This is a genomic window from Chryseobacterium sp. JM1 (assembly GCF_000737715.1).
Classification (GTDB): domain Bacteria; phylum Bacteroidota; class Bacteroidia; order Flavobacteriales; family Weeksellaceae; genus Chryseobacterium.
Genome location: NZ_JPRN01000001.1, coordinates 1 through 24644, shown reverse-complemented (window position 1 = coordinate 24644; position 24644 = coordinate 1). Strand labels below are relative to the sequence as shown.

General features: G+C 36.3%; 23 protein-coding genes. 7 read left to right on the top strand and 16 right to left on the bottom strand.

Annotated features, from left to right (window positions below):
• Nucleotides 1–255: 255 nt before the first annotated feature.
• Genes IW22_RS00115 through IW22_RS00105 form a run of 3 tightly spaced genes read right to left on the bottom strand, consistent with a single transcriptional unit; the run spans nucleotide 256 to nucleotide 926 of the window.
• The gene (locus IW22_RS00115) at nucleotides 256–435 is read right to left on the bottom strand and encodes a hypothetical protein (protein ID WP_034723180.1); all 180 of its coding nucleotides are present in this window, start codon (nucleotides 433–435) and stop codon (nucleotides 256–258) included.
• Between the two features lie 28 nt (nucleotides 436–463).
• Nucleotides 464–715 carry a hypothetical protein gene (locus IW22_RS00110; RefSeq protein ID WP_034723178.1) on the bottom strand — a complete coding sequence of 84 codons (252 nt, stop codon included), beginning with the start codon at nucleotides 713–715 and terminating at the stop codon, nucleotides 464–466.
• A 25-nt stretch (nucleotides 716–740) separates the two neighbouring features.
• Nucleotides 741–926: a hypothetical protein gene (locus IW22_RS00105; protein WP_034723176.1), complete on the bottom strand. Its 186-nt coding sequence runs from the start codon at nucleotides 924–926 to the stop codon at nucleotides 741–743.
• Nucleotides 927–1964: 1038 nt separating this feature from the next.
• On the opposite strand from IW22_RS00105, the gene IW22_RS00100 reads away from it, so the two are divergent.
• Complete coding sequence (locus IW22_RS00100; RefSeq protein WP_034723175.1) at nucleotides 1965–3074, top strand: DUF3667 domain-containing protein; 1110 nt, start codon at nucleotides 1965–1967, stop codon at nucleotides 3072–3074.
• Here IW22_RS00100 and IW22_RS00095 read toward each other — a convergent pair.
• Nucleotides 3071–3403, bottom strand: a complete 333-nt coding sequence (locus IW22_RS00095) for a hypothetical protein (protein ID WP_034723174.1) — start codon at nucleotides 3401–3403, stop codon at nucleotides 3071–3073. The genes IW22_RS00100 and IW22_RS00095 overlap by 4 nt on opposite strands.
• A 185-nt stretch (nucleotides 3404–3588) precedes the next feature.
• On the opposite strand from IW22_RS00095, the gene IW22_RS00090 reads away from it, so the two are divergent.
• The 4 genes from IW22_RS00090 (at nucleotide 3589) to IW22_RS00075 (ending at nucleotide 10143) form a co-directional block, all read left to right on the top strand.
• Nucleotides 3589–6936, top strand: a complete 3348-nt coding sequence (locus tag IW22_RS00090; protein WP_034723173.1) for a methylmalonyl-CoA mutase family protein — start codon at nucleotides 3589–3591, stop codon at nucleotides 6934–6936.
• An 85-nt stretch (nucleotides 6937–7021) separates the two neighbouring features.
• Entirely contained in the window at nucleotides 7022–7903 is an 882-nt protein-coding gene (locus IW22_RS00085; RefSeq protein ID WP_131401662.1) for a hypothetical protein, read from the top strand.
• 89 nt (nucleotides 7904–7992) lie between these two features.
• Nucleotides 7993–8703 carry a diphthine--ammonia ligase gene (locus tag IW22_RS00080; protein ID WP_034723169.1) on the top strand — a complete coding sequence of 237 codons (711 nt, stop codon included), beginning with the start codon at nucleotides 7993–7995 and terminating at the stop codon, nucleotides 8701–8703.
• A gap of 330 nt (nucleotides 8704–9033) precedes the next feature.
• Entirely contained in the window at nucleotides 9034–10143 is a 1110-nt protein-coding gene (locus tag IW22_RS00075; protein ID WP_034723168.1) for a serine hydrolase domain-containing protein, read from the top strand.
• On the opposite strand, the gene IW22_RS23415 is transcribed toward IW22_RS00075, so the two are convergent.
• The 3 genes from IW22_RS23415 to IW22_RS00060 are packed head-to-tail and all read right to left on the bottom strand — an operon-like array spanning nucleotide 10127 to nucleotide 11863.
• Complete coding sequence (locus IW22_RS23415) at nucleotides 10127–10741, bottom strand: hypothetical protein (protein ID WP_051890844.1); 615 nt, start codon at nucleotides 10739–10741, stop codon at nucleotides 10127–10129. The two genes, IW22_RS00075 and IW22_RS23415, sit on opposite strands and share 17 nt — an antisense overlap.
• A 46-nt stretch (nucleotides 10742–10787) precedes the next feature.
• Nucleotides 10788–11510, bottom strand: coding sequence for a hypothetical protein (locus IW22_RS00065; protein WP_034723167.1), 723 nt, complete (start codon nucleotides 11508–11510; stop codon nucleotides 10788–10790).
• Nucleotides 11507–11863, bottom strand: coding sequence for a PadR family transcriptional regulator (locus IW22_RS00060; RefSeq protein WP_051890841.1), 357 nt, complete (start codon nucleotides 11861–11863; stop codon nucleotides 11507–11509). The genes IW22_RS00065 and IW22_RS00060 overlap by 4 nt, the downstream gene beginning before the upstream one ends.
• 47 nt (nucleotides 11864–11910) lie before the next feature.
• Here IW22_RS00060 and IW22_RS00055 point away from each other — a divergent pair, with 47 nt between their 5' ends.
• Nucleotides 11911–12441: a 2'-5' RNA ligase family protein gene (locus tag IW22_RS00055; protein WP_034723165.1), complete on the top strand. Its 531-nt coding sequence runs from the start codon at nucleotides 11911–11913 to the stop codon at nucleotides 12439–12441.
• Nucleotides 12442–12574: 133 nt separating this feature from the next.
• On the opposite strand, the gene IW22_RS00050 is transcribed toward IW22_RS00055, so the two are convergent.
• Both IW22_RS00050 and IW22_RS00045 read right to left on the bottom strand, forming a co-directional pair.
• A complete protein-coding gene (locus tag IW22_RS00050; protein ID WP_034723164.1) occupies nucleotides 12575–13939 on the bottom strand; it encodes a peptidase M64 domain-containing protein in 1365 nt (454 codons plus the stop codon).
• A gap of 2 nt (nucleotides 13940–13941) precedes the next feature.
• Nucleotides 13942–14433, bottom strand: a complete 492-nt coding sequence (locus IW22_RS00045) for a hypothetical protein (protein WP_034723163.1) — start codon at nucleotides 14431–14433, stop codon at nucleotides 13942–13944.
• Nucleotides 14434–14769: 336 nt separating this feature from the next.
• Here IW22_RS00045 and ruvC point away from each other — a divergent pair, with 336 nt between their 5' ends.
• Nucleotides 14770–15324: a crossover junction endodeoxyribonuclease RuvC gene (gene ruvC, locus IW22_RS00040; RefSeq protein WP_034723161.1), complete on the top strand. Its 555-nt coding sequence runs from the start codon at nucleotides 14770–14772 to the stop codon at nucleotides 15322–15324.
• Nucleotides 15325–15376: 52 nt separating this feature from the next.
• Here the strand turns inward: ruvC and IW22_RS00035 are convergent, their stop codons facing one another.
• From IW22_RS00035 to IW22_RS00005, 7 genes are all read right to left on the bottom strand, one after another.
• Complete coding sequence (locus IW22_RS00035) at nucleotides 15377–17272, bottom strand: zinc-dependent metalloprotease (protein WP_034723158.1); 1896 nt, start codon at nucleotides 17270–17272, stop codon at nucleotides 15377–15379.
• A gap of 721 nt (nucleotides 17273–17993) precedes the next feature.
• Nucleotides 17994–18563 carry a hypothetical protein gene (locus tag IW22_RS00030; protein ID WP_034723156.1) on the bottom strand — a complete coding sequence of 190 codons (570 nt, stop codon included), beginning with the start codon at nucleotides 18561–18563 and terminating at the stop codon, nucleotides 17994–17996.
• Nucleotides 18535–19473, bottom strand: a complete 939-nt coding sequence (locus tag IW22_RS24760; RefSeq protein ID WP_034723154.1) for a M91 family zinc metallopeptidase — start codon at nucleotides 19471–19473, stop codon at nucleotides 18535–18537. The genes IW22_RS00030 and IW22_RS24760 overlap by 29 nt, the downstream gene beginning before the upstream one ends.
• Nucleotides 19474–19614: 141 nt before the next feature.
• Entirely contained in the window at nucleotides 19615–20034 is a 420-nt protein-coding gene (locus IW22_RS00020; protein WP_034723150.1) for a hypothetical protein, read from the bottom strand.
• Nucleotides 20031–20957 (bottom strand): RHS repeat-associated core domain-containing protein, encoded by a 927-nt coding sequence (locus tag IW22_RS24575; protein ID WP_034723147.1) that lies wholly within the window; start codon nucleotides 20955–20957, stop codon nucleotides 20031–20033. The genes IW22_RS00020 and IW22_RS24575 overlap by 4 nt, the downstream gene beginning before the upstream one ends.
• A gap of 168 nt (nucleotides 20958–21125) precedes the next feature.
• On the bottom strand, nucleotides 21126–21584 hold the full coding sequence (locus tag IW22_RS00010) for a hypothetical protein (protein WP_034723146.1): 459 nt from the start codon (nucleotides 21582–21584) through the stop codon (nucleotides 21126–21128).
• A gap of 7 nt (nucleotides 21585–21591) precedes the next feature.
• A partial coding sequence (locus IW22_RS00005) for an RHS repeat-associated core domain-containing protein (RefSeq protein ID WP_051890838.1) occupies nucleotides 21592–24644 on the bottom strand: 3053 nt, incomplete at its 5' end.

The following is a 24644-nucleotide window of genomic DNA, read 5'->3' as shown; positions in this document are numbered from 1 at the left end:
TTATATTAAAACCTAACCGCGAGTGATTCAAGTATATCTTCTACCTCTTACCAACAACTTCTTCCTGAACCATCACAATCCCCTTTGATCGTTTTTCTGTAATCCGGTCCAGGTTTAAAAGCCCTTTGTTAAGCGTGGTTTTTTACTGAATTTTTCGGGTTTATTTTTTACTTTGCATGATGTTTTTGCATTAAAAAAATACTAGAATCCTAGTAAGTCCTTTAATTGATAATTTGATTTTGTATGAATAAAAGTTTAGAATCCTAAAAGATCTTTTAAAGCTTTCCAGCAGCTTCTTCCTGATGAATTACACTCACCGCTTACTGTATTAATATAGCCTGAACCTGCAGCACCTCCTTTCACGTGAGTTAGAATCTCTTTGTTAAGACCTGCTTTCTTATTGAATTTTTCGAATTTGTTTTGATTAATTTTCATGATAATTTGATTTTGTATGAATAAAAGTTTAGAATCCTAAAAGATCTTTTAAAGCTTTCCAGCAGCTTCTTCCTGATGAATTACACTCACCGCTTACTGTATTAATATAGCCTGAATCTTTTAAAGCTTTCCAGCAGCTTCTTCCTGATGAATTACACTCACCGCTTACTGTATTAATATAACCTGATCCTGCAGCACCTCCTTTCACGTGAGTTAGAATCTCTTTGTTAAGACCTGCTTTTTTGTTGAATTTTTCGAATTTGTCTAGTTTGTTTTTCATGATATTTAGATTTTGTATTAAAAGTTTATAAACCTATTAAGTCTTTTAAAATTTTCCAGCAGCTTTTTCCTGATGAATTACACTCTCCGCTCACTGTAAAAATATAACCTGGACCTGGACCTGCAGAACCTCCTTTTACATGAGTTAAAATCTCTTTGTTAAGACCTGCCTTTTTGTTGAACTTTTCGAATTTGTCTAGTTTGTTTTTCATGATATTTATATTTAAAATTAGTTTTATTAATTAAATCCTTAAAAATGATTTTTCCAAAAGTAAAAATTTTATTCCACACTTGGAGAAAAATTTTATTATGTTAAACTCGTTTAAACAACGGTTTAATTGAACTCATAAAAATAATAAACAAAATAAATTAAATTTAAAATCGAGTTTATGGTTAATTTTTTCTAAGCGCTTTTTAAGTCTCCTGACATTTTTTCATGGCCTTAAATTAACACCCAAACAGGCATCTTAATTCTTTTCAGCAGGCATTATTACGGAAATTGACACCTATCAATATCCCGATCTAAGCACCCCAATTCCGGAACCCGGAATAAGATTTTTGCTATCTTTAAAGAGATTGGAAAATTTGCCATCAGAAAAGTGGAATTATTCAAAACGGAAGCAAAAATGAGGTATAAAATTTATTACTTTTTTACTCTTTTTTAATTAAAATTTTAAATCAATTTCATGAAAATAAGTACTCAATAATAACTTTGAGCCTGCTTTTTCTTTTTATGATCATAGCTTCAAGCAAACTGAGTTTGGGATAAAATGTTTGTTTTAGATTTCACTTTATATTGTTTCGGGATTCCGGTTGCGGAGTACGAGGTTTGGGATTAGGGGTACGAGATACGGGTTTCGGAAATGCATTTTTGTGGTCTGAACCAGCAACTATCTTATATCCATATGCTTTCAACTTATTTCAGGGAAGTACACACTGTAGCGGCCTTTTTCAAAGAGAGAAACAATTTCACGCTTAAAATCTTCAGAATAAACCCTGTTCTTTTTAATAAGTCTGATGTTAATTTTTATAATAAATTGATCTTTTTTTGGTCAACTTATTTCAGGGACGTACGTACAGAACTCGTAACCCGAATCTCCTATCTCGAAACTCATAACTTGTAACTCATCACTCATCACTCATCACTCATCACTCAATATCACATTATTAATATTTTCAGATGTATCCCTATAAGTTTTTCAATAATCCATTGATGAAATAATTATATTTGCCATAAATCCTTAAAAACGATGAGCCACGGAAAAATCAGAGAAGATAAAACATGCCTGAACTGCGGGCATCAGGTGGAAGAAAGATTCTGTCCCCACTGCGGACAGGAGAATATCGAAAGCCGCCACCCCTTTTATTATCTGTTCACCCACTTTTTTGAGGACTTTACCCATTATGACGGGCAGTTTTGGGGAACCATGAAAAACCTGCTTTTCAACCCGGGAAAACTTACCAAAATTTATCTGGAAGGCAAAAGAGCACAATTTGTTCCTCCTGTAAAACTTTATATCTTTATAAGTTTTGTCACATTCCTGTTTATTTCGTTTCAGGTGGCGAATATGGATTTTGGAAAACAAGGTGCGGAAAAAGAGAAAATCACCAAAGAAGAAATTCAAAAGAAAGTGATAGCAAATGAATCCGTTCAAAAAATCCTTAAAGAATCTCCGGAAGTGGCTCAAGCAGACTCTCTTACAGGCGGAGCTTTAACAAAGGCGTTAGACACCACTAACCTCTCTAAGAATCCTAAAAACGACATTGATGTAGGAAATATACTTCAAAGTAAAAGTATTACAAAATCTATAGGACTACAGTCTATGGAAGATTTTGACAGACGGGAAGAAAAGAACGGCCATAAATATGAAACCTTCCGCCCGTTTATCGCCAAGATTTTTGAAATGGAGGAAAAAGGTCTTTCTCCAAGAGAGATCACGAATCTGTTTATAAAAAGTTCGATTCACAATTTACCCAAAGCTCTTTTCCTTTATCTTCCTTTGTTTGCTTTTCTGCTATGGATCTTTCACAGCAAAAGAAAATGGTGGTATTTTGACCACGGTGTTTTTACACTCCACTACTTTTCCTTTTTACTCCTTCTTACCCTGTTGCTTTTTGTCACTCAGAAAGTATTGAACTATTTTGATGAAAGTAGTTTTGCTATGGCAATGAACGGACTTTTTATCTCAGCTGCTATTATTTATGCAGGATGTTACTTTTTTATCGCCCACTACAGAACTTACAGAACGCATCCTGTTCTTACCATTATAGTAGGCGCTGTATTATTTGCGATCAACACTATACTGTTTACCTTCTTATTGATGGGACTGGGAATCATCAGCTTTTTGCTCATGCACTAGCGGCGCAGCGATTTGTTTGCCCTGAAACTTGCAATTAAATAATATGCTACAAAAACTGTAGAAAATTTCAGAATGGACGGAACCGCAAGTTGAACATTAAAAATCAGCGTGCCTATCAGAACAAGTACTCCCATGGCAGCAAATGACAGTCCCAGCTTTCCAGGCAGGGAAAAATTCGGGGTATCAAGATAATAAGCCAGCCCCCACGCCAATCCAAAAGCGATGGCATAGTAAAGGTCCAACCCTACATTTTCTGAACTTATAAAGAAATAATTGATCAGGAAACTCACTGCCGTTCCCAACGCAAAATACATCAAAGCCTTTTTCATACTTAATAGATAATGATGCAAAAATAGAGATTTTACTGATCATTTTTAAACGAATGATTGATAAGCAGGTAAAAAACCAATCTATTATCTACAATCAACCCTCTTGAAATCAAATCATTAAACAAAACCAAAAGGTTCTTATTTTATTATTATATTTGAAAATTCAGAAATTTTCTAGTTTTTATATGGAAACCCAAAAATATACTCCAACCAACAAAGTGAGAATCGTAACCGCGGCGTCATTATTTGACGGACACGATGCTGCGATCAATATCATGCGACGCGTGATCCAGGGAACAGGATGTGAAGTGATCCACCTTGGCCACGACAAATCAGCAGAGGAAGTTGTAAACACAGCGATCCAGGAAGATGCCAACGCTATTGCCCTAACCTCATATCAGGGAGGTCACAACGAATATTTTAAATATATCTACGACCTTTTAAGAGAGAAAAATTCCCCACAGATCAAGATCTTTGGTGGCGGTGGCGGTGTAATTCTGCCTGAGGAAATTGAAGATATCATGTCTTATGGAATCGACAGAATTTATTCTCCGGATGATGGCCGTGAACTTGGCTTACAGGGAATGATCGATGATCTGGTTAAAAGATCGGATTTTGCCACTGGAAAAGATATCACAGCCGCTGATTTGGATTTAATTGATTTTGAAAATTCCACAAGCATTGCTAAAATTATTTCAGCTGTAGAAAACTTTTCAGACGAAAAACCTGAACTGGTAAAAGCTATCGACGAAAAATCAAAAGACTTAAATATTCCGATTATCGGGATCACAGGTACAGGTGGAGCCGGAAAATCTTCTCTTACCGACGAATTGGTAAGACGTTTTATCCGTTCCAATCCTGATAAAAAAATTGCCATCATTTCTATCGACCCTTCCAAAAAGAAAACGGGAGGTGCCCTTTTAGGAGACAGAATCCGTATGAACGCGATCAATGATCCAAGAGTTTATATGCGTTCTATGGCAACAAGAGAAAATAACGTTTCCGTTTCGCCTTTTATCCATTCTGCTTTGAATGTATTGAAGCTGGCCGCTCCTGACGTTATTATTCTTGAAACATCCGGTATCGGGCAGTCCGGTTCTGAAGTTTCAGATTTTGCTGATGTTTCCATGTATGTGATGACCCCTGAATATGGTGCTTCTACACAGCTTGAAAAGATCGACATGCTGGATTATGCAGATCTTGTAGCATTGAATAAATCTGATAAACGTGGTGCTCTTGATGCACTTCAGGCTGTAAGAAAGCAGTTTCAGAGAAACCATTTATTATGGGAAAGTCCGTTGGACGACATGCCGGTTTATGCAACAAAAGCATCACAGTTTAATGATCACGGAACCACTGAACTTTACAACAGACTTGTTGAAAAAGTAAATGATAAGTTTTCAGGATTAAACTTACAGGGCTTTGTTGAGCAGGAAATCACGGATGAAGTAACCATCATTCCTCCAAAAAGAGTACGTTATCTGTCTGAAATTGTTGAAAACAACAGAATTTATGATGCCAACGTTGAAAAGCAGGCTGAGCTTGCCAGAAAAATGTATCATATCGAAGGCGTAAAAAGTTTCTTATCCAATGAAACATTAGACGCTGAATATCAAAAAGCAGAAAAAGACCTTCAACAGGAAAACATCGACTTCCTGAGAACTTGGGATGACACGAAAAAAGCCTTCCACGAAGAGTTCTATTCTTATTTTGTACGTGGAAAAGAAATCAAGGTGGAAACCTCTACCGAATCTTTATCCCACTTAAGAATTCCAAAAATTTCATTACCGAAATATACAGATTGGGGTGACCTGATCAAGTGGAAAGGTCAGGAAAACCTTCCTGGAGGATTCCCGTACACCGCCGGAATTTATCCATTCAAAAGAACCGGTGAAGATCCGACAAGGATGTTTGCAGGAGAAGGAGGTCCGGAAAGAACCAACAGAAGATTCCATTATGTTTCTGCAGAAATGGATGCAAAACGTTTGTCAACAGCATTTGACTCTGTAACATTATATGGTCAGGATCCGGCTTTACCACCGGATATTTACGGTAAGATTGGAAATGCGGGCGTTTCTATTGCAACGCTTGATGATGCTAAAAAACTGTATTCAGGATTTGATCTGGTTAATGCGATGACTTCAGTTTCCATGACCATCAACGGTCCTGCTCCGATGTTGCTGGCTTTCTTTATGAATGCTGCGATTGATCAGAATGTTGAAAAATATATCGCTGAACACAAGCTTGAAGCTAAAGTTGAAGCTGTTTTAAAAGCAAAATTTGATGACAGAGGCTTAGAAAGACCAAAATATAACGGTGAACTTCCTCCTTCCAATAACGGTTTAGGTTTAAAACTATTGGGAATTACAGGAGATGAAGTAATCCCGGCTGAGGCTTATGCTGAAATCAAGGCTAAAACCATTGCAACGGTTCGTGGTACGGTTCAGGCCGATATTTTAAAAGAAGATCAGGCTCAGAATACCTGTATTTTCTCTACTGAATTTGCACTAAGATTAATGGGTGACGTGCAGGAGTTCTTCATTACTGAAAAAGTAAGAAACTTCTATTCCGTTTCCATTTCAGGATATCACATCGCTGAAGCGGGAGCGAATCCTGTTTCTCAGCTGGCATTTACACTGGCTAATGGTTTCACGTATGTGGAATACTACTTAAGCCGTGGAATGGACATCAATGATTTTGCGCCGAACTTATCTTTCTTCTTCTCCAACGGTATCGACCCTGAGTATTCAGTTATCGGGCGTGTAGCCAGAAGAATCTGGGCTAAAGCCATGAAAATAAAGTACGGAGCAGACGAAAGAAGCCAGATGCTGAAATACCACATCCAGACTTCAGGACGTTCTCTTCACGCACAGGAAATTGATTTCAACGATATCAGAACAACGCTACAGGCGCTTTATGCTATTTATGATAACTGTAACTCTCTTCACACCAACGCGTATGACGAGGCGATTACAACGCCAACTGAACAATCTGTAAGAAGAGCAATGGCTATTCAGCTGATTATCAATAAAGAATTAGGTTTAGCTAAAAACGAAAATCCATTACAGGGTTCATTCATTATTGAAGAATTAACGGATCTTGTAGAGGAAGCAGTGTATACAGAATTCGACAGAATTACCGAAAGAGGCGGTGTTCTTGGCGCTATGGAAACCATGTACCAGCGTTCTAAGATCCAGGAAGAATCGATGCATTACGAATGGCTGAAACATACGGGAGAATATCCGATCATCGGGGTAAATACTTTCCTTGGAAAAGATGGTTCACCAACGGTTCGTCCGGGAGAAGTTATCCGTTCTACTGAAGAGGAAAAGCAGGTTCAGATCGAAACGCTTCATAATTTCCAGAAATCGAATGAAGATAAATCTCAGGAAGCCCTAAGAAAACTTCAGTATGCCGCCATCAACCAGCAGAACTTATTTGCCGTGATGATGGATGCCGTGAAATACTGTTCTCTTGGACAAATCACCAATGCTTTGTTTGAAGTAGGTGGTAAATACAGAAGAAATATGTAATCCAACCTGGATCGACTTATATAAATTAAACCTCAGAGAATTTTCTTTGAGGTTTTTTTGTATTTTTAATCTAAAGTTGACCATGATGAAAAAAGAATTTCAAATTTCAAGTCCGTGCAGTGAAAACTGGGACAACATGCAACAGGCTCCCGGAGGAAAGTTTTGCGACCTGTGTTCTAAAAAAGTGTATGATCTTACTGGTAAAACGGATGAAGAGATACAGATATTACTAAGTGAAAATCGGTCTGTATGCGGAAAAATACAGAAGAGCAGATTATATACTGAAGAAGAACAAACAGCAAAAATAAATCACCACCTTTTCCAACTTCCGTTTCGTAAAATTGCCAGCGGAATATTTATTGCCGCCATGTTCACCTCCGCCCTGAATGCCCAATCCAAAAAAGCAGACACGCTTAGAACCCTAGAAATCGGCATGATTCTTTATGCCCCATCATCTGATACACAGGACACACCGGATAAAGACAGAGAGTTTTACAGATCTAAAACAAAAACATTGAAATTTAACATTTCAGGAAATAAAGAAACAGTACAGCAATATAATAAAACAAGCATTCTTACCCTTTCCAAAAAATACTCTACCTATTCTTTTTTTTCCGGGGAAATCGGTATTTCTGAAGAAGACATCAGCTTCAAAAACATCTATGTTTTCGAAAATGAATCCAATACAAACAAGCTGTTTTTATCTGCCAACAGCAGACGCTCAAAAGAAGACATTCCATTGAACTTAAATATTGACAAGGCCCAAAAGATAAATTTTAACCCTGACAGGAGATATACACTGTACTTCTTAGATGGTGAAGAGATTTCTTATGAGGAATATGATAAAAATAAAAACGATTCCGATATAGAATCTTATTTTCTACCGGAAACTTATGCCGAAGAACTTCTTGGAAAAGATTACAATCTTCAGTATGGAATAGTCTTATCATACCGCAGAAGACATTAAGATCTGGAGTAGCAATCAGATAACAGAGCTGTAATCACATTGATCATTTCCGAAAGGTTTTTATCTTCAATATTTACTATGTTTGCGATATGAAACCCAAAGCCGTATTCAACTGGAGCAGCGGAAAAGATTCTGCTCTTGCCCTTTATAAAACCTTACAGGAAAACCGTTCCGAAGTCATTACCCTGCTGACAAGCGTTAACAAAGAATTTCAGCGAATTTCCATGCATGGTGTTCACGTTTCGCTATTGGAAAAGCAGGCTGAAAGTCTGGGATTCCCATTGATTAAGATGGAACTTCCCAAAGAACCGTCTATGGAAGAATACCGGGAGCTCATGAATAAGACGATGTCTGAAATTCAGGCGATGGGAATCACACAGTCTGTCTTTGGAGATATTTTCCTGGAAGACCTCCGGAAATACCGTGAAGACCAGTTAAAATCAATAGGTATGGAAGGTATTTTCCCACTTTGGAAACAGAACACAACAGACCTTATCCATGAATTTCTGGATCTTGGATTTAAAACCATTGTCACCTGCGTGAATGAAACCTATCTCGATAAAAGTTTCGCAGGGAGAATCATTGACCGGGATTTTATCCGTGACCTTCCAAAAAACGTTGATCCCTGTGGAGAAAATGGGGAGTTCCATACGTTTACTTTTGACGGACCGATCTTCAGAGAACCCATCCAGTTTGAAATAGGGGAAACAGTAAAGAAGACTTATCCAAAACCAAAAGCCAATCCTGACGATGAGGATGGAGCCTATGTTTTCTGGTTCTGCGATCTGATCCTGATATAAAGGCTGCTGTCGTATGGCAGTCCTATTAACCATCTCAAGGTTTTGAACCTTGACATGTTTAAATTAGTATAGAACTTTGCGTTAAAAAAAACTTATTTCATCCCTAAGTTTTACAGGCGATCCCATATTGAAACTCATAACTCATTCAAACAAATACTCTTTCACGATAGTCTTTGATCATCTATTCAAAAATAAAAATACTTATAAACACAATTCCTTGTTTTAGCATAAATTTTGCATCTATTATGAAAATTTTAAGAATTTTATTACATTTAAATAGGTATTATTCTTAGTATCAATACGTTCAATTTTAATCCTAAAAACACACCTGTGATCAAAAAAATTACATTCCTGTTCCTTTTTTACTTTTTATGTTCATGTACAACCGAAATTCCCAAAATAAAACCGGTTGACAAAAACGCCATCATTGATTCTACGATAACAGCGTTCCAGAAAACCCTTTTGGAGCAGCAGATCGATTCTGTATTTAAAAAATATAATTTCAACGGAAGCATTGCCGTCTTCAAAGATTCGCTGCAGCTGTACCGGAAGGAAAACGGTTATTCCAATTTTAAAACGAAAACAAAGATCGACAGCAGTACCGTTTTTGCCATTGGCTCTGTAAGCAAGCAGTTCACCGCAGCTATGGTTCTTCTTCAGATGGAACAGGGAAAACTGAATGTTACCGATAAGGCATCCAAATATCTTAAGGAATTTCAGACTAAAGAATATGAAAATATCATCATTCATCAGCTTTTGAATCATACTTCAGGGCTTAATACTTTCGGAGGAAAACTGATGTTTAAAAGCGGTTCGGATTTCTTTTATTCCAATGACGGTTTTAATGCTTTGGGTAAAATCGTAGAAACAGTTTCCGGTAAATCTTATGATGAAAATGCGCAGGAACTGTTCAGAAAAGCAGGAATGAAAAATTCTTCTACCGGAAATACTTTTGAAGGAAATAACTTTGCAAGTGCTTATCTCGGTAATGAAAAAAATGCACAGGAAGTTCCCAATATGCCCAAGCGACTTGGAAGTAAAGACATTGGCACTCCTGCAGGCGGTATTCTTTCTACCATAGATGATCTTCACTTATGGAATAATGCTCTGTATAGTGGAAAAATTCTCAAACCGGAAACTTTAAAGCAGTTCACTTCCAAAAGTGCGGAAAGACACCATGCTATTCTGGGAAAAATGGGTTATGGATACGGGATTATGATGAATATTGGCAAGCCGGAAAGTTATTTTCACAGCGGTTATGTAAAAGGGTCACCTTCTCTGAACATTTATTATCCTCAAACCAAAACATCCGTCCTGATTTTATCAAATATTGCTGATGAAGAAAAGGGCAAGAGTTCTACTTTCAGGCCTCATGTTGAAGTTAAAAAAATGACGGATAACCTTGAGAATACGCTGTTACATCTTAGATCAAAACATTAATTTTCTTTGCGTTCCAGTATAGAAGCTGGGTCTGAATCGCTGCAGCAAACAGAAAGAAAGGTTTAATCATGACAGAAAGGGCCGTATGAACGTCTTTAAAAAAGAAACATGAAATTGCAATCAATGCAGCTCCTGCAAAAAAGTTTTTCAAAAGAAGAGGATGAAAGCTCATCTGAAAATAGCCGTTGAGATTCATCGTTTTCCGCATAAAATTATAAACAGAAAGCCCCAATATTGTTAACAAAAATAAGATCTGTACATCATTAAATAGATTGGGTTTTATATAGAGTAAGCCTGAAAAAATTAGTGAAAAGGCCAGTGCATAAACACTCATTTTTTTGAAGCGGGTCTGAAGAATATCTTTCTCAATTCTGGTTATTTTTCTTGCCGATAAAAAATCAGCTTTTACCATTTCAAGTTCGCTTTTCCAGTTCATTTTGGTCTGGAGAAAAGCTTCCTGAAAACCTTCATTCTGTTCCTCCATCAGGTTGGATATCTGAAGTATAAAATGATCTTTGATTTCCAACAATAGTTTCTGATTCAGTTTTTTTGAAATAAGATACTGTATGATCTCGATTTCCTGTGCCGTATTTATCATGTTTAATAAATGTTAAATGGTATTTTTCAGTTGATTGTTCAGTCTATCACGCTGCAGTCTGTAGAAAATTCTGAAGTTTTTTAAGAGACTTTTTATGTTCAAAGAAATTGAATAGCCCAAAAATCATAAATGTCTGCAGTGTAAAAATAAAGGCGAGAGAAATCACAACGCTGATCAAATCATCATGATTCTGGGTTTTAAAAAACTGGTAGAGCGAATTTCCGTCTTTGGTAATGACCTGCGCCATCGACATCAGGCATATCACCAGTAAACCCATATTCTGCTGATACATGGTATAAAACAATTTCCCTTTATACTTAAAATCTGTTCTGATAAATTTTCGGATTTTGTAGTGGAATGCCCAGACTAAAACCGGGGCCAGAAAAAACAGAGAATTCTGTATCCTAAAGAACAGAGCATATTGTTCCTTGCTGGTGGAACTGTAAATCAGCAAAAGGTTAATGACAAAAGAAATGAGGGCTAATAACAATGACTTTTTAAGAATTTTATTATTGTTCCCTTTGATGATTTTCTTAACAATCACAGGAATCAGCTCTGAGTAAAAAATAGAATAACTCGTCATTTTAAACTCATTTTCCCACAATCTTTTGGTCTTTAAGAAAGCGTCTTCAAAATTTAAATGGTCTTTACGCTCGATATCTGAAATCTGCGAAATCATATGGTCTTTTACTTCCAACAAAATATCCAATGGAAGCCTTTGAAAGATAAGATAGTCCGTCACCTCATTTTCCTGTACCTCGGTCATCATATGTTAAAAATGGTATTTAGGTTTAACAAATAACTTTTCATTTCATTCTCCTGAACAGTCTGATGCTTTTTCCCTTTCTCTGTCAAAAGATAATATTTTCGGTCTCTTCCGTTGATTTTCTGAATTTCTGAAGTGATCATTCCATCATTTTCCAGTTTGTGCAGCAAAGGATACAGCGCACCTTCGGTCATTTCAAGCTCTCCTTCTGTAAGCTCTTTTGCCCGTTGCGTGATCTGATATCCATACATTTTCACTTCTTTTGAAAGCAGCTTCAAAATAATGTTCTGGAGTGTTCCTTTGTAAAGACTGTTCTTTTTCAAATGATCTTTTTTATACCTTTCAAATCTATGCATAATTTTCTTATGTATGAAATTTTTCTCAAAAAAATGTATTTTGCCGTATGAAAAAAATGTATTTCATCGCGATCTATCCTCCACAGGAAGTTATTGACGAGGTGAAGATTTTTAAAGAAGATCTCGCTTTGAACTATGATAATTCAAAAGCATTGAAAAATGATGCCCACATCACTTTATTTCCACCCTTCTCCAGAGAGTTGGAGCTTGAGAGTGACATTCATACAGCTTTTCAAAAGATAGATACCGATTTGCCTCCCTTTGAAATCATACTGAACGGTTTTGGAAGTTTTCCAAATCCTAAAAACCCTGTCCTCTTTGTACAGCCTGAACCGAATAACAATTTAAACATCCTTCATCAAAACGTAAAACAGCATTTTAATTTTATCAAATATTCTTTCCATTCCCATATGACTGTTGGTTACAGAGACCTCAGCTATGACAACTACCTGAAAGCATGGGAAGTTTACGAAGAAAAAGAATACAAAACTAAATTTATCGTTGATAAAATATTACTTCTCCGTCATGATCAGAATTGGATTCCGATCGCAGAAAAGAAACTCACAGGAAATCATTAATGAACAATAAATGCCGGCTTTTACAACCGGCATTATTTGGATAAGGAAGCTTGAGTATCGAAGATTAGGTATTAGATGGCTGCAAGAAATTAAAGGTCTAACAGTAACTTCCATCTAACCTTTCCTTCCTCTCCTACTCTTTCACAATTTTCTGAGAAATAATCATTCCTTCATTTTCATAAACATTTACAAGATAGGTTCCGGCAGGAAGATTTTTAATATCAACTAACAATGTTGAACGGTCTTTTAGATCTGATTTAATACGGATCAGCTTTCCGGATGTATCATACAGCTCGATTCTGGTATTTCCTGCAAATTCCTGTTTTCCTTTGATAAAAAATTCACCGTCTGAAGGATTGGGATATATGCTGTATCTTCTTTCTTCGGCTTTTACTTCTGTCATTTTTTTGGCAGCAGATTTATTCAGTGTCCAGGTCACATTGGTAAAATGCAGGGTACTGTGGTTATTCACTTTAAGCAGTGTATTGTTATCATTCACCGAAAAGATCAGGGTATTATTCCCAACATTCAATTGGGATGGAGAAATGGTGAGTGAATTAGCCGTTGATGCAAGCAAGGTTCCGTTCAGCTTCCATGAATTAACCAATGTATTAGGAATCGGGAGAATTTCATTCACGGTAAAGGTCACATTGGAGTTGGCATTCACCGCTGATGTATTTGCAGGGGTATAAGAATCTACCGGAGACACCAATGAATGAATTTTTTCAATAATGGCTTCTTTACAGACTGAGCAAAACTGCTGATTCAGATACCTCATCTCACAACTTTGGTGCGGACGGTACCATGAAGGGCTTTCTGAATAAGAATATACACCTACTCCGTTAAGCCCTACCCAGTTTTTCCATTTTACTGTTGTAGGATTTGAAGTCTGGGTTTTATTGGGAGATTCTCCGGAACCGGAAAACCAGTATTCATCAGCCAGTTTTCCAAATGAATGTCCTAATTCATGAACAACAATTTCATTGGAAGATCCGTTGAGAGATGCGAATGCATACGAACCGCCACATCCTCCGTACTCTGTGGAATTGCCCAGCACATAAGTAATATCATAGTCCGGAACATTGGCAGCCAGAACCTGACCTACCTTATTGGTCGTATTGCTGTAAATACACCGGTGAACCCCAAAATCAAAGGAAGATCCAAGATAATTATTCGGATTGGACACCGGAATGACAGGTTCAGTGACATCAGTCGCAGTTCCAGGATGTTTTACGCCTGAAGCAGTAGAAACGACCTTTACGGCATAGGCGTTAAAATAATTTTTATATTCTGTATATGGGCTTTTTGTAAAAAGGTAATTAACGGTAGCCTGCGCCGATGAGACGAAGGAATTCTGCTGGGCCGTGGTAAAACCGTCACCCAATACCGCAATAATAATCCGTTTATCATTCGTTCCGTTCTGAAGAAGGGGAACGGTCTGAAAGGTTTGTGCAGCACAGCAGCTGCCAACGAAAAGGGATAATAAAATTTTTCTCATGGCTATAGTTTTTGGGTGAATAAAAGCTGATTTTCGGATTCGGTCACTTTTTCGATTCTTACGGTTTGAATCTGTTCAGAATAGGAATACCTTACACTGAATTCAGCATTTTCAAGAGGAATTTTCTTTCTGCTGACACCTTCTTTTTCATAAACTTCCATTTCAGGATGCAGTGGATTTTTCACCAGCTGTTTCATGATTTCCTTTCCACCTGAATCAGACAGGATCACAATAAGATCTCCGGCTTCAACTTCACTTCTGTCAAAAGAAGGGCTAAATTTCAGCTTTCCTTCAGCCACTTTCTTTTCCTGAAGGATAATTCTTTCTTTCCCGGAAGCTTCTTTATCAGTTCTAAAAAACAGATAAACAATCTTACCTTCTTTCCGGATCTCAGCACCGGATGTTTTATTCCCCAAATAACCTAACGCACTGTTTTTCTGAAAACTGAATAACAGAAGTACGGGAACAATACATAAATTAAGTAAATTTTTCATGGCACATTTTATTTTAAAGTTATACATATTTCCCGATACATTGAATATTTTTTTGTTGAAATTTGGGATTTTTGATCAGGGAAGGAAGCCGGAAGCTAGAGGAGGGAAGTTATTGAAGTCTGCAATATTAGCTGTATCCTACTTTTTATTGTTTTCTTAAAAAGCTTCTTCATTAAATTTTAAGAAAACTACTAGAAATCTAAAACCCAATAGTATCTTCAAGCCTCCCGCTTCCAGCTTCCAAATCTTTTAACTTATTTTTTCAGCCCAAACACCCGTTATTTTAAATCCTCTTTTTGTCTGATAAAAAAGTTTAGAATATCCTATCTTTGAGCCATGATTTCAGAGAAGATAATTTTAGGCATTGATCCCGGAACGGCCATTATGGGTTTTGGTATTATTTCCGTAAAAAAAGGCAAAATGGAGATGGTTTCTATTCACGAATTAATCCTAAAAAAATATCCGAATCACGAAACGAAGCTGAAATATATTTTCGACAAAACATTAGCCCTGATTGATGAATATCACCCTGACGAAGTAGCTCTGGAAGCTCCGTTTTTTGGAAAAAATGTGCAGAGTATGCTTAAACTGGGCCGCGCTCAGGGAGTAGCAATGGCTGCCAGTCTTTACAGAAACATTCCCATCACGGAATACTCTCCGAAAAAAATTAAAATGGCCATCACCGGAAACGGAAATGCCAGCAAGGAACAGGTAGCCGGAATGCTTCAGAATCTTTTAAATCTGAAAGAATTTCCCACCAAATATCTGGATGCCTCAGATGGTCTTGCGGTTGCCGTATGCCACCATTTCAATTCCGGTACGATAGCGGACACCAAATCATTCAGTGGCTGGGAAAGCTTCCTTAAACAAAATCCGGACAGGTTGAAATAATGATATAAAAAAAGCCCCTTAATCGGGGCTTTACTATTTGAATAATTCAGAATTAATTATTTAAAAACTTCTTAGATCCGTTTTTGTTCTTATCGGAGTAATTGATAATAAATGCTCCTTTTGGAAGCGCTCTTTCAATCTGGATCTCGTTGGTTTTTGTATTTCCTTTTTGGATAAGCTTACCGCTTAGGTCATAGATCTGATAATCTCCAAAAATTCCATTACCAGTCAGTTTCAATTTATTTTCAGATTTCAGATAAACAATTTTTGCTTCTGCTGTATTGTTTTTTACATCTGAAGTTCCTAAAACTCCGGTTATCCTTACTGCATAATCTTCTACCTGTCCGTACTGAAGCTGTGAACATGAAGTCCCATCAGCAAGCACTGCTCCATTAAAGGTGGCTGCATCTACAGAAACTCTCATTCTTAAATAAGTATTCGTTAAAGCTGTAGCAGGAGGCGTAACGCTTACAGTAACAACTTTTCTTGCTCCCGAAGCCATAGAAGCAGACAGATCATTGGCTACTATCTCAGATTCTTCAAATACTCCATTGTTGTTATAATCAATCCACACCTTAGTTTTAAACTTATCTGCCTGGCTAAAGCCGTTATCATAGGTAACTTTCAATTCCGTACTTGCGTTGGACGGAATATCTGTATAATAAGCAGGCCTGATGCACGTTGCTGCAGAATAATCTTCATAGTATTTCGGAGCAGGTTCGTCAGAATCATATCCATTCGTTGTGCTGCTAATAGTTCCAAACTGTACTCTTGAAGCTCCGATTCCGAAGTTATTATTGGCTGGATTTACAATTCCTGAAGGATTACACTGTGCTGCCACTACTGTTACAGGAGATGGGATCACCGCTGCCGGATCCTGCCCTGCTGTTGAAGTGATCAGGTTTTTTCTGTATTCCATCATCAGCATGATCGCTCTGTCTCTCTGCCCTTCTGTGAATTTACGGTTAGAGTTGGTATAATTCATTACGTTATACTGTGTTCCGTCATGGTTCTGATTGGTACACGGATCTATAGTCGTATTATTCGGAACAGCTACACCGTACATACTTCTTGAAGGTGACGTATCACAAACTCTGTCCCCGTCCGTTGCACAGTTATTATTGACAGGACATGTTGTCTGGCTTGTATAATTAACTCCCTGAAACGTATGATAAAGACCAAATGCATGACCCAGCTCATGAGTAAGTGTGGTATCATTCAGATTTTTAAGGGTAGCTACCTTCATAAAGCTTTCATAGAAATAGTCATAAGATTCCGGGAATCTTGCATATCCCATTAGCCCACCCGCATTTTGCTGCTGACCATCAAATCCAATAACTACATAGATGTTGAAATAAGAAGTTTCAGGCCAGTGCGGTGCCATAGTTTTGATCTGGCTGTCACTTGCCCCGTTGCCTGTAGAAGCAGACTTTACACCTCTGGTATCATATAAAGGGATTGTACTTCCGTTATATCTTACAATTCCATTGGTTGGAGCACATGTTGGTGATCTTTTAGCCAGTACCAGTTTAAAAGGAATGACATTTCCTCCTGTTGCCCCTGCCCCTTCTGCATAGAACCCGTTTCCGTAAGTGGTGGCATACATTTTATTGGCTCTGTCGATCCAGTTGATCACATCCTGATCTGATAAAGCTAAATTTGAGTTAGCGGTTGCACTGGATTCAATAACGTGTACTACAATTGGGATTTCAAAGGTTTGTCCTGTGTACAGACCATTCCAGGAAGTTGTTCCGCCTACTTTATTAAGAAAAGACTGCTTGTCCATTTTACTTAATCTGGCTTCTACTTCTTCTCTGCTTTTCTTTAATTCAGGAAATCTTATGTCCATTTTTCTCATTTCTTCGTCAAAACCACAAAAATGTTCAACATTTTGAGAAAAAGCATTAAAAAACAACAAAAACATTGAAAGAATACTTATTTTCTTCATTTTTCACTAATTTTTTGATTAATTCGGCGTAAATATAAGTTTTTTTTACCAAAACAATAAAACAAACAACTTATAATCACCAATTAAAATAACAAAACCATTATAATAACAGTATTTTATCCTTTTCAACTGACAATTTTTTTTGATTAATTACCTATTTTGCTTTATAAGAAAAGGAATATTCTAAAACGTCTCGTCTTTGTTCTGTTGTGAACCGTCAAAAGGTATAAACCCCATTGAAAAGGAATGTCCGGAAACTCTTTTTGACTTAAAATATAACCACAGAGGCCTGCCCGAGACACGAAAAGGGTGACGAAAGACTATTTTAGATTCAAAATGCATTCTCAAAGAATCACCGAAGATATAAAAAGAGTAACGGAAGACTCTTTTAGGTTCAAAAAATAAACTAAAAAGATCAAATTATGATCCTAATTACGTTTTTTTTAATTTATGTTGGTTATGAAATAGTATCACTTATACATAGAACATTTTCTTTCACATTCCGATTCTGCAATACACCATTTACTGATGATAAATATAACAGTTAAATGAAATAATAAAAACCACTGCAATTTTACAGTGGTTTTGTTTTGTTGGGGACACGAGCGAGACGCTCGCGCCAACAGGGGAGATGCTAGCGACAGCCGAGGAGGATACGAACAAAAACGACAAAATTAGAGGTTGCCCAAACTTTTAGGACAACCTCTTCTATTTTTTCCTATCAAAAAACAATTATTTCTTTTGAAAATTTATAATTTCTAAATCCTTTTTCGTCTGCAATTATATCATATTCACTTGTCTTTTTTGGTAATGCCTTAAAGGTTTCTTCTTTCATTTTACTAAAATATAGATATAAATATTTTTTATTCATTGTATTTGATATAGGGATATCCTTTAGTGTAATCTTAGTTTTACCTTTAGGTATTATAAAAAGAGTAAATGACTCATTAGTATTTTGTATAGAAGGATCACTAATAGAATCTTGAATATGATTTTTAAGGAAAAAATTATAGTCAATAATAGTTTCTTTTGCACTTTCAATCACTTCCGGATAAGTTTCTTTTCCTTCAAATCCATGATATTTAAATAGCATTACATATTTATCATTATTATAATTATCTACAAGAATTGAAATATTAGATAATCCTTTTTTCTTCTCAATTGATAAAACTTCAACTGAAAGTTTATCATTTCTATCTCTTTCTTGAATTACTTTATTTTCCTTACATGAAAATAAAATCATAAACAATATTATTATGCTTTTACCTAGTTCGACCTCTAAAACTTTCATATGATGCTCTTAATTTTAGTCCATGTTCTTTTCTTATTTTATTTTCTGAAAACCCATCTTTACCTATAAATCCAGGAAAGCCAGATGCTCTAAATTCAGCCTTGGAATGTGTTTCAATTAATCTTATTCCTTTCAAATCTAAATAACTATGCTCACCATCCGTTTTATTAAGTGTACCACTAACATGATCTTTAGCGTGTATTAATTCATGTCCTAGTATAATAAAGTTTGGGGATGTTTCGTACATCGTTTTCCCATCCTCACCAGAAACTCTTACATCTTGTTTTCCTGTAGGATTAAATGTTATATCTGAATCTGTTCCAACGCCATTTGATGCTGTTTCCTTGTTATCAGCTTTAGCAAAATTACTTTCACCAATTCTTATGTTAACATTTTTTTCATCAGTTATTAAATCTCTTATTAATTGGGTCCCATTTTCATACTTTCCATTTTTTTCAAACTTCTCTATAAAAACATGTGTTTTTCCATTAATACCTTTAACAGTTGTTAATTTATCTCTTGTCAACTTTTGAAGATTTGCCATTATAGCATCAATGCCTTTTTGATCAGTTCCGCTTGGAATAGTAATATCTTTATTTTGCATTCCATCAGGGTCAATAAATCTAATTGGGTTATTGTAGGCATAGGTATAAGTACTCCAACGACGTGAAGTTTCCGCCAGCGGATCCACCACTCTCCATCTCCCAATATCCGCCATATAAAATCTCGCCCCATAATCATACATCCCATTCTCCTGCAGTTCCTTCCCGTTATACTTATAATTTTTATACGTATTCTGCCCAAAGAAAGCATTTCCGGTCTTCAGGTGATTCATCCCAAAGGGATAATAATCATTGGCATCTGTGATTTCAAGAGCACCTGTGCTGTTTCTGCCGAAACTTATTCTCACATTTCCTAAATGATCTTTGTACTGATAAATATAACAGTTTGGAGGAAATAATAAAAACCACTGCTTTTTTACAGTGGTTTTGTCGTTTTGTTTGGGGCACGAGCGAGACGCTCGCACCAGCAGGGGTAAAATAGTATCGTTTTATTTTCCTCTTCTTTGTTCAATTAACTCAACGTACTCTATGTTTTTTAATGCTCCTATATAATTATCTCCCATTTGTATATCTTTATTTTTTGGAATGTAAAAAGTTCCCATTATTGAAACATATTTTCGGCTCATTTTAGTGATATTAAGTTTATTCATATCATCTATTGATAAAAATAAATAAATTGCGTTATTTGTATTGAAATTAATAAAATCATCTTTTGATAAGTAAATAGCCATATCATCTTTTTGAATATTTAAAAATCCTTTTAAAATAACTTTTTTTTCTATATAATTTTCGGCATTTGCTATTAAAGATATCATTGATTGCTTTGTTAGCAAGTTTGTATTTAAAGTATTCTGCCCAAAGCAAATTATATTTTGTGCAAAAATTAAACATAATATTATTTTTTTCATTGTCGTTTTTTTTCTTCTTTGAACTTATAATTTAGCTGCGCAGACTCTCCATTACTATCAATAACCACAGGAGGAACTACAGGCTGAACCTCAGGTGATATTTTGTTTTTTCTTGTTGGACTTAAAGGATCACTAGGTATTGGTTTACTAGTTTTCAACACATTCCCTTTCCTATTTGAAGGAGCATTAAGGTTAGGATCATATACTAATAATAAACCATTTGGAGTTACTACATACTGAGTCGATCTTTTAGACCAATCTCCATTTCCTCTAGCTACATTTTTATCAAAATCATTAAAAACATTGTCATTTTCCGTATAATTTTTAACTCTGTTTATTAAATCAGCTCCATGTGTATGAGCGTCACCTTCTTTTTTTGTCCCCTCAGGGATATCTATAGAAGCATTTACACTAGTCCCAGGTTTAGGGTTTCCTTTTTCATCTAATTCTAGAAAGCCAACTGGAGTGACGTAAGAATAAAAATTTTTTCCTTCTTTTTGTTGAGAATAAAGAGTTGTTTTTAATTCAATTGAATTAACAATAGAAACTCCGTTATATTGCTGGGCAAAATTCTCAGCAGCTTCATCTGAAGAGCCATAAAGTAAGTAAGGTTCTAAACCTTCTAATTCTCTAGCATCAATTACTCTATTACCACTGAAGACATATGGTCCCCATGTAGGATACTTTTCCGCAAGCGGATCTATGTTAAAAAACCTTCCCACATCCGGCATGTAATTTCTCCATTTAAAACTATAAAATCCAGTCTCTTGAAGTTCCTGTTCCTGAAACTTATAATTTTTATACGTATTCTGTCCAAAGAAAGCATTTCCTGTTTTCAGGTGATTCATCCCAAAAGGATAGTAATCATTGGCATCTGTGATTTCAAGAGCACCTGCACTGTTTCTGCCGAAACTTATTCTCACATTTCCTAAATGATCTTTGTACTGATAAACATAACGATTTTCTGTGAATGAAATGATAAAAGAGGCTGCACCAAAAGGTAAACCAACGCTCTGAGAATTCCTTAAATGACAAAAGTTGTCACTCAGGAGTCCGAGAGAGAAGGTGCTTTTGAGACAGCCTCTTTTGGTTTATCTTTGTACAGAATTATATTGTTCTTGTGTAATTACTTTTTTTTCTAACATTTTCTTTAACCAGTCTTCTGCTTGTTTTTTTGAAAAAGATTCCATTTTTGATAAATTAATTGTTGAGTAATTACTGTAATCAACATGGACATTATATTTTTCACACAACGCTACGAAATAATCTAAGTATGCCTTTTTATTATGATATTTTTCAGCCATTATTTTGGAATATATCATCAAACTATCTGTCCTCTCGGCTTCATTAGAGTCCATGAAACTAAAAAACATTTCATCATAGGCATCTATGTCACCTTTACACTTAACTCTTTTAATAAGAGTATCATAATTTGTAGTGATTTGATTCATGGTAACTATAGTATCCGTATCCTTTGGTTTATCAAATGTTTCCTTTTTATGACAAGAAATAAATAAAACGGTTAATATTAAAGTTGCAATAATTTTCATAAGTTGGCTAATTAAATAATCTTTCTAAAAAACTTCGTTGATCTTGTCCACTTGGTTTTGTATTTCCTGGTTGCTGATCTGTCCTTTGTCCATTTTGAAAACTGTTCCAATTTCCAAATTGACCAGTCTGTCTTCCTTGTTCACTTTTAGGAGTTCCTGGTAAATATTCACCATTCTTATCTGTGCTGTTTGTTGATTGTGGACCAATTTCTTTTCCGTTATTGGTGAAACCATCTCTTTCGTCAGGAGCAATAACAGTAACACCTTTCATTTCTTTAGATCCTGAAATTGTTTCAGCAACAGATTCTTTAACATTTCCGTTTTTATCAATCGTTGTTCTTCCAGTTCTGCAAGCGTGTAAAACAACTGTAAAACCATCTTTACTTTCAGAACTACTCCATAATTTACTTCCTTGATTCAAAACATTATTCAAATCCTTACCATCATTGATTGTTGTTTCTCCTTTCATTGTCTCATTGTAAAAAGCTGATGGATTACCATGGGCGAAAACGTGAATCGTTTTTGTATTAGCATTATCGGCATATTGTCCATTATTAGCAGTTTTGATAATAGGTTTATTATGTTCAGTATCTTTAACTAAAACAACTTCCAAACCTTCCAGTTCTCTACCGTCAATTACACGGTTTTCAGAAAAATTATAAGTTCCGTTATAAGGATATTTTTCAGCCAAAGGATCTATATTGAAAAATCTTCCCAAGTCTGGCATATAATTTCTCCACTTAAAACTGTAAAATCCAGTCTCTTGAAGTTCCTGTTCCTGAAACTTATAATTTTTATACGTATTCTGCCCAAAGAAAGCATTTCCGGTCTTCAGGTGATTCATCCCAAAGGGATAATAATCATTGGCATCTGTGATTTCAAGAGCACCTGTGCTGTTTCTGCCGAAACTTATTCTCACATTTCCTAAATGATCTTTGTACTGATAAATATACTGATCTTTCGCGTAATCATAAAATCCTTCTGCAGTAGGAAAAAAACTGAGATCTTTTGTTTTGGTTGGAGGGACCGTTTTCTTTTCTTCTACAGAAAAAGCCTGAATTTCCATTGCTCTTGAAGTTTCCTGTGCAAATGAACGGGATAACTCCGTATCTCCGCCCCCACCATTATTAATCGTAGCAGAGCTCATATACTGAAAACCATCCAGATAATCTGATATGTTGGAAACTCCATAACAGTTCATAATTCCGCATTCAGACCGCAGGGCTATTTTCTGAACCTTGGTTCCGTCTGCACGGTATATATATTGATAAGAACCCATTATTCCCATATCACCATAATCTATTTGGGTAGGAAGGTTCAGATGGTTGTACTGGATTTTGCTGATGTTTTTATCAGCCATTTTCCACATGTTTCCATTGAGATCGTATTTAATCTCTCCGCCACCTCCTTCATAGCCTGCAGAATTTCCATTGTCGGTAATTTTAGAAACCTGGTTTCCTGCGGTGTAAGTATAGTCAAGATCATCAATAACAGCTGTGACCGTATTCTCCATGCCGGCCGTTCTGTAAAGCTTGCTTATGTTTCCGTTCAGGTCATAGGTCAAAGACTCCGTATGTTCTTTGCTGTAAGGATTCTGTGGATTCTGATAATATCCCGCAGTAAGTCTGTTTAATGCATCATAAGCATAGCCATATCTTTTAGGCGTAAGCGAGGGATTGGCTCCTAATGATTCTACCGATCTCCAGTCTACTTCGGCAATATTTCCGTTGTATTTTGCTTTTACTTCTTTTCCAGTGAACATACTGCCACCCGGTTGGGTAATTCCTTCTTTCTGGTTGTATTTGATTTTATATGAAAACAGTTTTCCTCCAAGATCAGGAACAGACATCTGATCTTTATTGATATCAGTCATCCAGCCTCTGATGTTATAGGCATAATCAATACTCTGCAGGTTGTTCCCTACTTTTTTATTTTTAAGCTGGGACAGTTCATTATACGTATTTTCAGCAAGAAGCTGTTCCGGTTTGTCATCTACCTGATGGTAATGTTCTTTCAATCTGTTCTGATGGTCATAGACAAAACGTTCTTTAACCGTTATGCCTGATTCTCCGGGTCTTCTTACATGGTAGGTATTGGTCATCTGGGGAACTCCCGCAAAATCCAGCTTGGATTCTGTTTTGGTATACCCGCCCAAATGATTGATGGAATAGCTGCCCACAGGGCGGCCTTTGGTATCGTAGTAGGTGTAATTTGTGGTCCAGCTGTCATCTTCAATATTCTTGACCATACCCATTACGGGTAATCCTTTTGTGCTTCTTCCGTCAGAGGAAGGCGTTTCTGTTAAAACAGGCTCGCCCTGAATAGCGGATGGAAAAGGTGGATTGAAACCATATCCCTGAGGATACGAATCATAATAATTAACGGACAAAAGCGTATCTGCATTTAAATAGACACTGGTATAATAAACGGTAATTCCATTCCTTACAAAACCTGTCGGATGTCGCGCATCGTAAATAACCAGATCTGCCATCTGACTCTGCAAGGTATTTCTGCTGCTGCTGTTATTGTTCACGATTCCCGTGTAAGCCACTCTTCCAAACATATCATATTTGGTCATCAGCCATTTGTTTTGGGAGGCCATCATTGCATCCTGGGTAAGAAGCAGTCGGTCTGCTTTATCGTAGACCATGTATTCCCAGCCTTTCCCCGGAAGTTTCTTTTCCACCAGTCTGCCTTTTCCGTCATAGCGGTACTGATAGCATAAATCATTCAATAAGGTATCGGTGATGGCTTGATTGACAGCTTTTGGAGGAATAACAAATGCCAGTTGGTTATATTCATTATACACATAATAGGTATCTGCATATTCTGAACCGGATATCATTTTTCTTAACAAAATGGTCTGCCCTTTTCCATTTTTATATTCATAGGTTTTATTTCCATCTTCATCTATAATTGCATTTCTGTATAATGTATTGGCGGCATAGGCAGATGGCAGACTTACATTGGATTTTGTAGCATTATTTTCCCAAATAGTGGTGGTCACGAATTGAAAGACATCGTTTCCTATATTAACACCATATTCAAATTTAACAGGTT

Bases quoted from the DNA above. Each gene is read 5' to 3' on its own strand.
- IW22_RS00010 (WP_034723146.1), bottom strand. From the start codon at position 21,584: ATGAAAATTATTGCAACTTTAATATTAACCGTTTTATTTATTTCTTGT.
- IW22_RS00065 (WP_034723167.1), bottom strand. From the start codon at position 11,510: ATGATGACCGAGGTACAGGAAAATGAGGTGACGGACTATCTTATCTTT.
- IW22_RS00045 (WP_034723163.1), bottom strand. From the start codon at position 14,433: ATGAAAAATTTACTTAATTTATGTATTGTTCCCGTACTTCTGTTATTC.
- IW22_RS00080 (WP_034723169.1), top strand. From the start codon at position 7,993: ATGAAACCCAAAGCCGTATTCAACTGGAGCAGCGGAAAAGATTCTGCT.
- IW22_RS00085 (WP_131401662.1), top strand. From the start codon at position 7,022: ATGAAAAAAGAATTTCAAATTTCAAGTCCGTGCAGTGAAAACTGGGAC.
- IW22_RS00020 (WP_034723150.1), bottom strand. From the start codon at position 20,034: ATGAAAAAAATAATATTATGTTTAATTTTTGCACAAAATATAATTTGC.
- IW22_RS00050 (WP_034723164.1), bottom strand. From the start codon at position 13,939: ATGAGAAAAATTTTATTATCCCTTTTCGTTGGCAGCTGCTGTGCTGCA.
- IW22_RS00105 (WP_034723176.1), bottom strand. From the start codon at position 926: ATGAAAAACAAACTAGACAAATTCGAAAAGTTCAACAAAAAGGCAGGT.
- IW22_RS00110 (WP_034723178.1), bottom strand. From the start codon at position 715: ATGAAAAACAAACTAGACAAATTCGAAAAATTCAACAAAAAAGCAGGT.
- IW22_RS00060 (WP_051890841.1), bottom strand. From the start codon at position 11,863: ATGCATAGATTTGAAAGGTATAAAAAAGATCATTTGAAAAAGAACAGT.
- IW22_RS00100 (WP_034723175.1), top strand. From the start codon at position 1,965: ATGAGCCACGGAAAAATCAGAGAAGATAAAACATGCCTGAACTGCGGG.
- IW22_RS00095 (WP_034723174.1), bottom strand. From the start codon at position 3,403: ATGAAAAAGGCTTTGATGTATTTTGCGTTGGGAACGGCAGTGAGTTTC.
- IW22_RS00090 (WP_034723173.1), top strand. From the start codon at position 3,589: ATGGAAACCCAAAAATATACTCCAACCAACAAAGTGAGAATCGTAACC.
- ruvC (WP_034723161.1), top strand. From the start codon at position 14,770: ATGATTTCAGAGAAGATAATTTTAGGCATTGATCCCGGAACGGCCATT.
- IW22_RS00055 (WP_034723165.1), top strand. From the start codon at position 11,911: ATGAAAAAAATGTATTTCATCGCGATCTATCCTCCACAGGAAGTTATT.
- IW22_RS00030 (WP_034723156.1), bottom strand. From the start codon at position 18,563: ATGAAAGTTTTAGAGGTCGAACTAGGTAAAAGCATAATAATATTGTTT.
- IW22_RS00115 (WP_034723180.1), bottom strand. From the start codon at position 435: ATGAAAATTAATCAAAACAAATTCGAAAAATTCAATAAGAAAGCAGGT.
- IW22_RS23415 (WP_051890844.1), bottom strand. From the start codon at position 10,741: ATGATAAATACGGCACAGGAAATCGAGATCATACAGTATCTTATTTCA.
- IW22_RS00035 (WP_034723158.1), bottom strand. From the start codon at position 17,272: ATGAAGAAAATAAGTATTCTTTCAATGTTTTTGTTGTTTTTTAATGCT.